Source organism: Streptomyces sp. H27-H1 (assembly GCF_026627445.1).
GTDB lineage: Bacteria > Actinomycetota > Actinomycetes > Streptomycetales > Streptomycetaceae > Streptomyces.
On sequence record NZ_JAPNLJ010000016.1, the window covers coordinates 69,543 to 81,079 of the forward strand.

General features: G+C 68.4%; 14 protein-coding genes. All 14 read right to left on the bottom strand.

All coding sequences use genetic code 11. The features are described from left to right. Window positions 1–17: 17 nt before the first annotated feature. A complete protein-coding gene (locus OTB20_RS19280; RefSeq protein ID WP_267819095.1) occupies window positions 18–4,787 on the bottom strand; it encodes a phage tail tape measure protein in 4,770 nt (1,589 codons plus the stop codon). 3 nt (window positions 4,788–4,790) lie between these two features. After that, a complete protein-coding gene (locus OTB20_RS19285) occupies window positions 4,791–5,063 on the bottom strand; it encodes a hypothetical protein (RefSeq protein WP_267819097.1) in 273 nt (90 codons plus the stop codon). 32 nt (window positions 5,064–5,095) lie between these two features. Then, window positions 5,096–5,617, bottom strand: a complete 522-nt coding sequence (locus OTB20_RS19290) for a hypothetical protein (protein WP_267819098.1) — start codon at window positions 5,615–5,617, stop codon at window positions 5,096–5,098. Continuing rightward, complete coding sequence (locus tag OTB20_RS19295; RefSeq protein ID WP_267819100.1) at window positions 5,617–6,096, bottom strand: hypothetical protein; 480 nt, start codon at window positions 6,094–6,096, stop codon at window positions 5,617–5,619. The genes OTB20_RS19290 and OTB20_RS19295 overlap by 1 nt, the downstream gene beginning before the upstream one ends. A 64-nt stretch (window positions 6,097–6,160) precedes the next feature. Beyond that, window positions 6,161–6,493 carry a hypothetical protein gene (locus OTB20_RS19300; RefSeq protein WP_267819102.1) on the bottom strand — a complete coding sequence of 111 codons (333 nt, stop codon included), beginning with the start codon at window positions 6,491–6,493 and terminating at the stop codon, window positions 6,161–6,163. A 13-nt stretch (window positions 6,494–6,506) separates the two neighbouring features. Then, window positions 6,507–6,908 carry a hypothetical protein gene (locus tag OTB20_RS19305; RefSeq protein ID WP_267819104.1) on the bottom strand — a complete coding sequence of 134 codons (402 nt, stop codon included), beginning with the start codon at window positions 6,906–6,908 and terminating at the stop codon, window positions 6,507–6,509. Beyond that, window positions 6,908–7,294, bottom strand: a complete 387-nt coding sequence (locus tag OTB20_RS19310; RefSeq protein WP_267819105.1) for a hypothetical protein — start codon at window positions 7,292–7,294, stop codon at window positions 6,908–6,910. The genes OTB20_RS19305 and OTB20_RS19310 overlap by 1 nt, the downstream gene beginning before the upstream one ends. Further along, on the bottom strand, window positions 7,291–7,698 hold the full coding sequence (locus tag OTB20_RS19315) for a DUF6093 family protein (RefSeq protein ID WP_267819106.1): 408 nt from the start codon (window positions 7,696–7,698) through the stop codon (window positions 7,291–7,293). The genes OTB20_RS19310 and OTB20_RS19315 overlap by 4 nt, the downstream gene beginning before the upstream one ends. Then, entirely contained in the window at window positions 7,695–8,267 is a 573-nt protein-coding gene (locus OTB20_RS19320; RefSeq protein ID WP_267819107.1) for a hypothetical protein, read from the bottom strand. Before OTB20_RS19320 ends, OTB20_RS19315 begins: the two co-directional genes overlap by 4 nt. A gap of 15 nt (window positions 8,268–8,282) precedes the next feature. Then, window positions 8,283–8,516 carry a hypothetical protein gene (locus OTB20_RS19325; RefSeq protein WP_267819108.1) on the bottom strand — a complete coding sequence of 78 codons (234 nt, stop codon included), beginning with the start codon at window positions 8,514–8,516 and terminating at the stop codon, window positions 8,283–8,285. Between the two features lie 14 nt (window positions 8,517–8,530). Then, complete coding sequence (locus OTB20_RS19330) at window positions 8,531–8,938, bottom strand: hypothetical protein (protein WP_267819110.1); 408 nt, start codon at window positions 8,936–8,938, stop codon at window positions 8,531–8,533. Between the two features lie 30 nt (window positions 8,939–8,968). Next, window positions 8,969–9,919: a phage major capsid protein gene (locus tag OTB20_RS19335; protein ID WP_267819112.1), complete on the bottom strand. Its 951-nt coding sequence runs from the start codon at window positions 9,917–9,919 to the stop codon at window positions 8,969–8,971. A 54-nt stretch (window positions 9,920–9,973) separates the two neighbouring features. Continuing rightward, a complete protein-coding gene (locus tag OTB20_RS19340) occupies window positions 9,974–10,516 on the bottom strand; it encodes a hypothetical protein (RefSeq protein WP_267819114.1) in 543 nt (180 codons plus the stop codon). 49 nt (window positions 10,517–10,565) lie between these two features. After that, on the bottom strand, window positions 10,566–11,477 hold the full coding sequence (locus OTB20_RS19345) for a hypothetical protein (protein WP_267819313.1): 912 nt from the start codon (window positions 11,475–11,477) through the stop codon (window positions 10,566–10,568). Window positions 11,478–11,537 lie beyond the last annotated feature (60 nt).

Sequence of the window (11,537 nt, forward strand, 5' to 3'; positions counted from 1 at the left end):
GCTCACCCGCCCCTCTCTCAACCCACGAATTGCAGGTGCCGGGCAATGTCTGCGGCCTGGCTGGCCGCGGATTGCTTGGCACCGTGGAGGTGTACCTCGGTGTGCCGGGTGATCTGCTGGACGGGTGCCCCCGCCCCGCCGCCGCTGGGACCGAAATGCCCGGCGGGCCGCGCGTCGTAGCCCATGAGACGGGCGGTGGTGGCCAGCAGGTCGCGGGAGCGGACCGATCCGTTGAGCGGGATGTACGCCTCCGGCACCTTGGCCTCGCCGGCCAGAACCAGAGGGGAGCGAATGATGCCGCCCCTCGCCATCGCGGTCCCGCCGGCCTGCCCGACCAGTTGTGCCAGGAAGTGGCCCTTGAACTCGGCGGGCAGGCTGTTGATCTGGCCCATGATGCGAGGAGCCAGGGACCTGATCGCGCTCGGCGACAGCCCCGCAGCGATCAGCTCCGCGAAGCCCCGGTTCGGCCCGGAGCGCAGTGTCGAAAGCATGACGAGCGACTGCGTGAGCTCCTCACCCTCGAGCGCCGAGCCCGCTGACCCGGCGGCGGAGTTGGCTGCTTTCGTATCAGCCTGATTTCCGGTGACGGCCTGACGTGCGAGCTGCGCGCCTATGCTCCCGCCTTGTGCCGCGAGGGCTTGGGCCAGGTCGCCGAACCCGCGGGCCGCCAGGGTCTGCAAGTCGGAGGCGAACTGCTTCGATTCCTTGGTGCTGGCGCCGAGCTGTCGGGTGAAGTCGCCCAGGGTTGCCGTTGCTGCCGTACCGGTCTTCTTGATCTTGGCAACGATGTCCTTGAACATGCTGTCGCTCGCCCCGGCCAGCGAGTTGACGAGGTCGTACCCCTCCGACCCCATCCCCTCCAGCAGGTCACGGATCTCCTCGCCTCCCCTCTGCCCGATCTTCGTCAGGCTCGCACGCCACTTCTCGGTGTCGCCCAGCGAGTTGTTCAGCATGCGCTGATAGACACCCAGATTGAAACTGCCAGGCGCCTGCGCGCCGGACGGCAGCCCGAGCGTCCGGTCCAGGGATTTGACCAGGGCGAACGCCGAATTCACCGCGTTGCCTGCGGCCTTCTTGTCGCCTGCCGACGACTTCTTGTCGGCCTTCAACCGGTTGAGCTCGTCGACCGCGCGCCGGTAGTCGGACCAGGCATCCCGGAGCTTGCCGGTCAGCTCGTCGTAGCGCCGCCTGGCCTCTCCGGCGCCGCCCAGTACGGGCAGCTCGGACGGGGTGTACCCAGGGGAGCCGCCACCGGCGTATCGGCCGGCGTTGAGCCGGTCGAACATCGCGTGCCCGTACTTGCGCACGGAGGCGGCCTTGATGACATACTCGCCGGTCGACAGCCAGGTGGGCACGCTGTCGGAGGTCGGGGTTCCCGGTCCGTAGACCGGCCCGCCAATGGGCATGTACTGCACGCCGCCGCCGGCTGCGTACCCGCGGATGTAGCCGCCGTTGGCCTCACGGTTGGCCCGTCCGCCTGACGGGGCGTAGGGGCTGCCGGTCGTCTTGTAGTGCGTGGTGATGTCGATGCTCGTGCCGTGCATGGAGTTGATGCGGGCTTGCAGCCCGTTCAGCGCCCCGACCGCGTTTGCGGTGGGCACGGTGATCTCGACGCGGCCGTCGGGCAGGGTATTGACCTTGTAGCCGAGCTTTACCAGCTCGCTGATAGCGCCGGCGGTGGGCGCCTGAACGATCACGGTTTTACCCGCGGGCGTGGAGGCGATCTTCTGCTTAAGGGCTTCCATCTCCGCTGTGGCCTGCCGGGCGCCGGGGGCCGTGACGGCGGTGGTCACATTCGTCGGGATCTGGGCGTAGGCGCCGATCAGACTGTCGATCGACTGCTTCGAGAAGCCGGCCGCCTGCATCTGGCGCCTGAGGATCGCGATGTCCTGCTCGAGGACAGCATTGCCTGCCGCGACCGAGTCCTTCTGCTGGGCCGTCGCCTCGGCGTGCGCCAAGGCGGCGGACGCCGCGTCGAGGAAGGCGCCCTTGACTGCGCGGCCCTTCTCCGTGGTGACGTCGAGCGAGTATCCGTTCTCCTTCACGGCATCGGTGAGTTCCTTGAGGCTCGACCGGAAACTGATCTCCTTCTCGGCTGCCGAGATAGCCACCCCGTTGAGGGCGTTCAGTGCGTCCTTCAACTTCTCGGTCTCGGTGCGGGTGTCCGCGATCTCGTCCGCCGTCATGGCGGTCGCGTCACCCAGCTTCTTCTGCGAATCTGCGGCCAGCTTCGTCGTTGTGTCGGTGGTCGTGAGGGCAGCCGAGTACTGGGGCAGCAGGGTCCGCAGCTTCTCGGTCGAGACTCCCTGCTTTTCCGACTCGGTTGCCATGCGCTCGAAGGCTTTGGCCGCCATGTCCGGGTTGCCGGACGAGACGAGAGACGACAGGGATTCGTCGAGGGCCTTGATCTGATCGCGGGCCTTCTCTAGGCCTTCGTCGGTGCCCATGCCCAGGTGGGTGATTTCGTAGAGGGAGTCGCCGATCCGGTCCAGGGTGCCCGGGTGGGCTAGGCGTGCGGCGGCTTCGCCGATCCCGTCCAGGTTTGCGCCGAACGTCTTGGACAGCTCGCCGGTCGCCTTGCCCTTCATGGCGAAGTCGACCAGCGCGTTGGTCAGCCGGGTGACGTTGGGCGGTGCGTCGCGGAAGCGTTCTGTCAGCCAGCTGACGCCCATCGACATTGCGGCGATCGCGGACACTACGACGGACAGCCGACCGAGGCCCATCATGAAAGCCCTCGTGCGCGCGGCCGTCAGGCCCAGGGCGACGAGCTCGGCTCGGACCGCCATGATGCGGGGCAGCATGAGGAGCAGGCCGGTGCCGACGACGCCGACGATGCCCGCCAGTCCGGCCATGATCGTGACTGTCGACTGAGTGGACGGGTTGAGCTGCCCGTACCAGTTGACGACGCTGGTCAGAGCCTTGGCCATGTCGCGGAGTACGCCGTTGGCCGAGCTGCCGGAGCTGATCAGAGCCGTCTCCAGCGCGCCCTTCAGCCGCTCCAGATCACCCGCGAGGTTGTCGGTCATCGTGGCCGCCACGCGGGTCGCGTAGCCCGAGTCGTTGACCGCCTTTACCCACCCGTCGACACCCTGGGCGCCGGCTTCGTAGAGGATTGTGGCGGCACGAACGGCGTCGCTTCCGAAGATCGTTGCCATCGCTGCGTTACGCGCCTCGGGGGTGAGCTTGGAGAAGCTGCTCTTCATCTGTGCGGACAGGGCTGACAGTCCGATGAAGTTGCCGCTGGCGTCGTAGGCGCTGAAGCCCACTGCGTCCATGGCCGCCGCGGCCTCGTTGGACTGAGGGACAAGGCGTTGCAGCATCACCTTGAGTGAAGTACCTGCATCAGAGCCGGTCAGCGCGTTCTGTGCAAAGAGGGACAGGGTGCCGACCGTGTCCTCAAGTGACAGGCCGGTCTGGCTGGCGAGGAGTGCCGCCTGCCGAAAAGCCATGCCCATGTGGTGGACGTTCGTGGCCGACTTGCCCGCACCGGCGGAGATGACATCGGCAATGTGTCCGACGTCCTGGCCCTTCAGCTTGAAGGCGTTCATCGCCTGCGCGGAGATGATCGCGGATTCGCCGAGTTCCAGCTGCCCGGACGCCGCCAAGTCCAGCGAGCCCTTGAGGGCGCCGCCAATGATGTCGGCGGTCGAGATACCCGCTCGAGCCAGCTCCGCCTCAGCATTCGCGGCCTGCGTCGCCGAGTAGATGGTCGCCTGACCAGCCTGAAGAGCCGCATCCGACAGCTTCTTCATGTCGGATGCCGAGCCGTCGGTGACAGCACGGACTTCCGACATGGCCTTGTCGAATCGCGCGGCAGCGAACGCCGCGAGACCGAAGACGGCGACCAGGCCCATCGAGGCCATGCGCATCGCTTCGAGACTCCTGCGTCCATCCGTCGCCACGCCCAGGATTCCGGCACCGGCGGCGAATGCCGCGAGACGCATGGATCCGAAAGCACCCGAGACGGCAGCCGCTGCAGCGGCCCACCGGGTCGCTACGAAGCCGGCCGTCGCCGAAGCGGACGCGGACGCCGCGGCCATCGCGGACGTGATCAGCGCACCAGTGGCAGCCCACCGACCGGAGATTGCCGTGCCCGCGGCCGCCCATCGAGAAGCCACTGCAGCAGCGGCAGGCGAGGAGATCGTCGCGGCTGCGGAAAGGGAACTCGCGATGGCGGCCCCCACCGGAGCCCAGCGCGCAGAGACTGTCGCGCCAGCCGAGGACCAGCGGGAGGCGAGCGCTGCGGCGGCAGGACCAGAGGCCGCCGCAGCGGCGGTAAGAGAACCTCGGATGACAGAAGCCGCCGCAGGCCAGCGGGAAGCGGCGGCGGCAGCGGCCGACGACCAGCGCGAAGACACGGCACCCGCGGCTGAGGACGAGGCCGAGCCGAGCGCGCCGAACGTCGAGGTCGCCCGGCCGCCAAGCGCCGAAAGCGCCGAACTTGCCGTACTGGCGGCGCCGGGCAGGCGCGACCCGAGCGTGGTGGCCGCCGCCGAAGCGGATGCGCCGACGCGCGCTAGCGACGTACTGCCCGTCGCCCCAAGTCGCTGCAGATCAGAAGACGACCGCGCCGCCATCCGCTGGATACTGGCCCCGGCGCGCCCAGCCTCGACGGCCGCCGTGCGGGCCATACCCGACAGGGCCGTCGAGGAGGTGGACGCGGCGCGGCGCATGTCCCCCTCGATACGGCGAGCCGTCGAGGTGGTCGTCGCAGCTGCGGTGCGCATCGCGCTGACATACGGGGTGACAGTGCCGGTCAGCAGAACCCGAACAGTGCGAGTCGTCACGGCTCACCCCGCTTTCGTGATGGAGACATGGAGGCCGCGGGTGTCCCCGCCGGCCCCTTCATAGGCGGCGAGCTTGCTGGCACCCGCCGAGCAGGCATGGCAGCGCATCAGGTGCGGCTCGTAGCCGCCCTCCGCCGAGGGGAGAGAGACCTCCGACCAGGGCTGACGGCAGTCCGGGCACTGGTCGGCCTCGACCTCTGCCAGCGCCAGCGCCCAGGCGCGATCCTCGTCCAGCCACAGCGGCTCACCTGGGGCGAGGACCCGGCCGAGGAACACCGATCGGGGAACGCCCCAGGCCCGCGCCGTCTCTACTTCGCGGCGATGAGGGACTCGAGGATCCCGGAGTCGGTCAACGAGAAAGGGATCCCGGGGGCCTCCGTGTTGACCTCCCAGGCGCCCCTGAACAGGTCCTCACGCTGGGCGTGATTCGCGATGCTGAACAGCTCGGAGACCTGCTCCGGCGTCATCACCGGATCGACCGCGCAGGCCGCGACGAGAGCCGGCCCGAACGTCTCCGGGTCCCATGACTGGCCTCCATCCTTGGATGGGTGAGCAGCCAGAATGTCGGACCACGCCCTGTCATCGAGGGCCTGGAAGACGAACTCGGTCTCGGCGGCCCGAACTGCCTTGCGGGCAGCCGCAACCTTCTTGGCGAGGCCCGTGCGGGGGTCCTCGTCGGCCAGGCTGCTCGGCTCCCAGGCCTTGCCGCCGAGTGCTGCGAGCTGGTGCTCCAGACGGTCAAGTTCGGCAACGAGGTCGCCAGCCAGGCAGAGGTACACCGACCGGCGGCGCTTTGTCGCCTGCTTGAGGATCTTCGAGATATCGGCCATCAGGCCACCGTCGCGGAGGTCGCGGGCTGAGCCGTCACCATCATCGGGCTCGCGAACTTCGCGACCTCGTTGGCGGCCGGCGGGATGTGCTTGGGCTCGCCGCAGGTGATCGGGTAGACCTCGACCTTCTGGCCGATCGTCCACGCGGTGGTGTACGCCACGCTTCGACGGATGACCAGGTAGCCGGAAACCCCGTACTTCAGCGTGGTGAACGGGGCGTCGTCCGGGCCGGTGTCACCCCGCTTGAAGGTGATCTCGTTCTCGAAGCCGATGCGACCCACGGTCGAGGTATCGAACGTCGAGGCCAGCGACCCGGTGTCCACGCTCGCCGTGCTCGGCTCGACCTTCAGGCCGTCCGGGGTGATGCGCTGCGTGTAGTCGGCGCCCGCGTTCAGCTCAGCCACGGTCGGGGCGTTGATGTTGGAGACGGTCGCAAGCCACGCCACGCGGGTCTTGCCATCACTGATCAGGTCAGCCATTGGGCCCTCCTCAGGGCATGAAAAAAGCCCCAGGCGGGGCGGGGATGGACGAGCGGCAGGAAGGTCAGATGACCAGGTTGGCCACGGTGACGGACGTCGTCGAGGAGTAGGTGATGGCGGCACTCACGCCATCCGCGGCGCCCGCGAAGAGACGCGTCGACAGCGGGCCGATCATCTTGTCGCCGGTCGTCGCGGGGACCGTGATGACGAGGTCGGTCACGGCCTGCCCGTCGACGATCGCTGTCGACGTGATCGTGACGGTCATGCTGCTTCCGTTGGCGTTCTTCACGTGGAGGAAGCTTCGGTCACCGGTGGTGACCGTGGTGGACGCGGCAGCCGCCGAATAGGTCGGCGTCAGGCCAGCGCGGGAAACGACCTGCTGGGCCAGGAGGGCCATGGAAATTCTCCGATCAGGCTGTGGACTGCAGCCGGTACTGCACCGGCAGGAAGTAGAGCGGCGGTGAGACGTCGTCATCGCGCTGGATCGGCGGGCCGCCCAGTTCCTCCGGCCGCCACGCGGTACGGCCGGCCACCGCCAAGGGCGCGTGCAAGGCCGTGCGGGTCCGCTGGGTAGCCCAGCGGCACTTCTCCGGCGTCGGACCCACGCAGGTGACCTGGAAGGACAGCGTGAAGTCCGTGCGAGCGTCGGCCAGGGACTCGGTGAGGGCCTGGCCGGGGTCGAAGTACACGACCACGTAGATGCCGGTGGACGGCACGGGTGCCGGTGCGACGCCGTCGCCGACTACCAGTCCGGCGCCGGCCAGAGCCGTGACGACGGCATCGACGTGGGGCTTGATATCGGGGGCCGCCACTACAGGCGCCCCAGGCGGTCCGTGAGTGCCTCGACCTGCGCAGCGAAGCGGGGGGCCTCGGCGAGGAGAGCCCTGCCGCCGTCATTGTGGGGCCGATTCTTGGACGAGCCGTACTCAAGCAGGTTGCCGAGGGCGCCCTGGGGCCGCCCCTTGTCCGGACCGATCTCCGCCTGGGCGCCACCGGGGAAGGGCAGCGGGTCGTAGGAGATCGAGTACGGGTAGAGGCGGGCATGCTTGCCGGCGGTGGCGATCGCGTTCGCCCGCCAGTCGTTCTTCACGTTCAGGGCGCCGCGGGCCACGATGGCCACCATGCCGCGCTCAGCCTCCGGGATGTTTTGCTCGAGGGCCACGGCCAGCTGGTTGAGCTCGCGGGTGTCGGCTGTCATGACCGGTCCTCCCCTGTGATCCGCCAGGCTGTGGCCGTCGAGCTGTACTGAATGCCCGTCGCCCAAAGACGCAGGCCGACCATGCGGGCGTCGGGTGAGGTCGTGACGTCGATGAAGTCGCCGACGGTGGGCAGTACGTCGACCTCCGTTCCCCAGGGGACGGAGATCGTGTACTCGCGGAGCGTCGTCGGGTTCTCGCCGGCGTTGACTTCCTCGCCGCGCGACTGGGCCGACGGCTTCACCCGGGCCGGGCCGGCGTAGATGACCGTGGCTGCGGCTGGGGTGTCGGCGCCGGTGTCCCAGTCGAAGCCGTCGCCGCCGGGCCGGAACAGAGTGATCGTCTCGCGTTGCAGTTCCAGCGCCGCCGTCCGGGCGGCAGCGAGCGTCGCTTCGAGATCGCTCACCGCAAGCCCACCGTTCCGATGCGGCGCCGGTAGCCGGACAGCATCTCGCGGTGGGCCGGCGACATGACGCCAGACCCGAGGGTCTCGGAGGCAAAGACCCGGCGGTAATCGTCAATGGCGACCTCTCGAAGGCCGCCCGGGTTCGTGAGGCTCATCGACGCCAGGTCCAGGCACACGGCCCGCACCTCGTCAGGCACTTCGTCGTAGCCGTGGGTGTAGGTGACCTCGACCAACCCCGGGTCCGTGTACGTCGTCGTACCAGGCAGCCGACGCCAGCCGCCTGTGCGGAGGAGCCGGTCGCCGGAGAGGACCCAGTCCAACAGGATCAGGCCGTTCACCCGGACCTGTGACACCGAGACCACCGGCCGCTGCGGAAGGATCAGCTCGGCGTCGTGCAGTACCCGCAGCGTGGCCACATCGTCGGCCACTCGCGTGATCGACTGGCGGGTCCAGCGACGGATGACCGCCGACGCCGACGCCAGAGCGAGGTCGGCCGAGGCCGCGTCGAGGTCGGATCGTTGGGTGGCGGCGGCGAGGTCGGCCGCCGTCGCGAATGCGGGCAGGGCCACGACGACCTCCCTTCGTCAGCGGGAGCGAGCGTCGTCGTCGAGCTGCTGCCGGATCTTCCGGGCGTGCTCCGGGTTCGTCTCCGGGGTGGGCTTGCCTGCCAGAACCCCGGCCACGGTGTAGTTCTCGTTCGGGGTCTGGTCGACCTCCACGCCCAGGAAGCCGCGCTCCTCGGCCTCGTCGACGACCTTCTGGATCTCGGCAGCCGCCGCGTCCGCAGGCACCGAGGGCTTCTCGTTTCGGGTAGCCATGGCTGGCTCCTTCCTCAGTTCCGGGAGACGGTGATGCGAAGCAGGCCGCCGGGGTCCGCGATGCCAGTACCGACCGCGACGGACCTCCACAGCAGGGTGTCGCCGGCCGCGAGCACGAGGTTGGCGGCCGTGGCCGACAGAGTGATCGCCTTGTCGTCGTTGGCGACCGCGTTCACGCCGCTGGTCAGTGCCAGCGTTGCGACCGTGATCGAGCCGGACCCGACCTGCCCCTTGTTGACCATAGACACGGTGCGTGAGTTGGTATCGGCACCGGTGATCGCGGCCTCCGGCACGTAGACGATGCTGGTGACCGTGCAGTCGAACGGGGCCTGGGCGACGACGCTGTCGTCGCTGTTGCCTGCCGTCGAGACCGCCGGGACGTCTGCTTCGAGGACCCGCACGTAGGGAGCGGTGTCTGCCATGATTTTGCCTCTCTCGTCGTGGGGGTCGGATCAGTACTTGAGGATTCCGGCGGGGTATCGGTTCGCCTCGACGGACTGTTCGTTGTTGATGGTGTTCGCGACCTGCCACCCCACCCTGAACGTCAGGCGCACGGCGGTCATGTCCTGCTGGGCGAGGTTGAAGATGATCGCCCCGGTGTTGTCCTGGATGACCGCCTCGGTGAGCACCTTCATGGTGATGTCCTGGCGGACGCCGACCACGAACTGGTTCCAGTCGCCCGCGAACAGCCGCGTGTTGGCGCCCGCGCCCCCAGTTGCCGGGAAGAGGCCACGCATCGAGTAGGCCACCGGGTAGCCGTCGATCATGTCGAGGCTTCCGGAGACGCGGGCCTCGTCCAGCTTGCGGCCCTGACTGTCACGGGCCTTGCGCAGCTTGCTCTTGGCGGAGGTAGCGGCGACGAAACCGTTGACCTCGAAACCGTCGAGCTCGATCTTCTCGTAGAGGTTGTCGAGGTCGCCGTAGAAGCCACCCTGCGCGGCAGTCGCAGCTTCCGTGACGCTGTTGCCGGCCGCGGCCGCGGCGGTCGTGATGTCCGACGGCCAGCTGGACGGAGCGTTCGTACCGAAAAACACCGCGGCGTCCAGGGTCCGGCCGAACGCCTCGGTCAGAAGAGGCATCGCCTCGTCCCAGATGTTCGCGTCCACGTCGGCCAGGACGTTGTCCGGCACCGGCATGATCGTGGCGATCTCCTCGATGTTGAGGAACTTGTTCTGCCAGTTCAGCTCGGTGGTCTGCTTCAGGCCGGTGTCGCCGCCCACGAAGTAGGCCACCGGCAGGGCGCTCAGCACCGGGAATCGCACCTGGGCGCGGCCGACCGGCACCTTGCGGAACATGTTGAGGACGGCGGACTGCTCGGTCGCCTTGCCGAGCATCTCCTTGGAGACTTCCTCGGGAATGAGCGCTGCCGAGTCCGTCCGGGACGTCAGGTTGTTATAGGCCATGGTCCAGCCCTTCTTGAGTCAAGCCGGTCGGACCATGCCGAGCCGGGGGTGGGATCAGCCCAGTCCCGCCTTCTGGCGGATCAGGGAGCTCATGTCGGTGGATGCAGCCGCAGTGGTTCTCGCGCCTCCGTCGAACGACGGCGCGTTGCCTTCCTTGGCCAGGTGCGGCTTGCGTTTCAGGAGATCGGCCAGGTCCTTTTCGATGGCCTTCTCGTTTATGTCGCCCGACTCGTCGACGTAGTCACCGAGGTTGAGGAAGGCCGCCGCGTCGGAAGGGTCGGCGAAGGCCTTCGCGGCAAGGGCCCGCACCTCGGCCTTCACGGCGCGCTGCACCAAGGCGGTCGCCTTGCCCTCCGCGGCGGCCGCCCGCTCGGCAAGCTTCTCCGCCTCGGTCTTGGAGGCGGCCTCGAGGTCGTCGAAGCGCCTAGCCTTCTCGGCGTTGGCCTTGGCCCGCTCCTCCTGCTTGCGGGACATGGACTGCCACTTGTCGCGCTCGGCTTCGAGCGAGGCGAGTCGTTCCTCCGCCGTGGATTCCGAGCCCGTTGCGGGCTGCTCCGGGGCCGGGGTGGCGGACGGTTCCGTACTGGGTTCGGACATGGGGCACTCCCGTTTCGGGATAGAGGGTCGACCGGCGCGTTTCGCGTGGTCAGGTGAGGTAGCCGAATCGGTGCAGCATGGCGATGGCCTCGCTGCGGCTGCCGGCCAGCCGGTAGATCTCCTCCGGCATCAGCCGAGGGCTCATGAGCCGGAACCCTGCACCCGAGCGCGGCACCAGGCCTCGCTGGATGGCCCGCTGGCGCTCCTGGCGGAACCAGGCGCCACGGCGCGTCGCGGAGTCCCGGGTGGCGCGGACCGGGCGGCCGTAGGCGTCCGCCGTGTACATACCGCGGCGGGCATTGACGACACTTGAGGGGCTGGCGCCATCCCGAATGGCCTGCGCCCCGGCATTGGTGAAGATCCGGTTCTGCTCGGCCGCCGACAGACTGCCGAAGTAGTCCTTGGCGTCGAAAGCGCCGGGGTGATGCCGGCCGCGTTTGATTAGCTTGGCGGGCATGTGGACGCAGTCGCACTTGGGGTGTCTTTGAAAGCCGGCGTTCCAGCCGTACTCCTTGCCGGCCAGAATGATGCACCGGGAGCAAGCGGGCGCGTTGACCACCCGGATGTAGCCGTTGATCGTCCGGTTGCCTGTGATCGAGGCCCCCGTGGCGGCTCGACCGGCGTCCGCGACTTCCGTGGAGACGGCCTTCAGGAGCTTTTCAAGGCCACCGATCATGGAGTCGATCTCGCTCTGGCCGACCTCTTCCAGGAGCCACCGGGATTCGAGGACTGACTCGTAGACGAGCGATTTCAGGGGGCGGCCGTCGGCTGCCACGCCAGCGAAGGCACCCGGATTCAGCTTGCCGCCCGGGTCGGAGTCCATCCCGTCGGCGGCGATGACTGCCGCGACGTAGGCGTCAGCATGAGCCGCCGCCTCGCTTTGCCCGCCCGAGATCGCACCGACCAGACCGGCAGCCACCGCGCCCTGCCACGCAGCCTCCCAGTTTGAGAGGTTGAGCATGCGCCACACCGACTGGGCCTGATTCACGGACCGGCGGACGATCCGCTGCTGCCGCAGATA